The 830-nt window shown below is 44.6% G+C and carries 1 protein-coding gene; it reads left to right on the top strand.

Translation table 11 applies throughout. The annotated features are described in order from the left end of the window. The coding region (locus tag CHI06_RS30245; protein WP_218833120.1) for a hypothetical protein at positions 1 to 240 on the top strand (240 nt) is incomplete at its 5' end. Between the last annotated feature and the right edge of the window lie 590 nt (positions 241 to 830).

Genomic DNA, 830 nt, shown 5'->3' with positions numbered 1-830 from the left:
CTAAGAAACTGTTCGAGGGATGTCTTGCTAAGCGTCGACCTTTGTCTAACGGGGGAAGACCGATGTCTTACGGGAAGAAACGGTCAAAAGCACCGTAAGAGCAGCCGGGGTATGGGTTCTGGCATCTGTGGAAAGATTCTCAGAGATAACGACGGGAAGGTCCTACTTCAAATTGGGAAGGTACTAACCAATAAAGACCTATCATATAAGAGGCTAAAAGAAAATGTTAGGATGATTTAGGACTGGCGCATGAGGTCGTAGTAGCGATGAGGGAAGGGTAATGCCTTCTTAAGTGTAAGGAAATTACACTTCTATCAAGGTAACTCCTATGATGGAGCGAAGGACCTCTGGGCACTTGGAATGTCAGAACATCAAAGACACAGAGCTTATTATTTGTTCATTGACTAGCATACAAGTAAACCAATAGTTGATGGGGGAATATGTGTACCAACATTTAATCCTGCGGTTATTAGGGAAGGCGAGTATGTGATAAAATCCAAGGTCAGAACCGGATTCGGGAAATCCGACCGTCCGGGATCGTAGGGGGGCTACAATAAACGTGAATCATTAATTACTGATTGCGCGCGCTTGTTTTCTACCCGACGGCGGGCCGAAAGCCAAATGGTTGAAGGGATTGAGCTCCATAATGTTAGTAAATCGAGAGGGCTGATGCCTTAAGCACAGCAGAAAGCTACATTTTATCTTTCGTTAAAGGCAAGAAGGATAAAACCTCTCTGGAGTCAGAGACCTTGGCACGTTATACATTGATATGATACGGCAACTCGGGAGACCCTACCGGTCTTTTCTTTTTTTTTAAGAAGAGTATGGTG

It is taken from the genome of Bacillus sp. 7884-1 (assembly GCF_002272245.1).
Taxonomy (GTDB): Bacteria; Bacillota; Bacilli; order Bacillales; family Cytobacillaceae; genus Neobacillus.
This window is presented reverse-complemented; position numbering and strand designations above follow the sequence as displayed.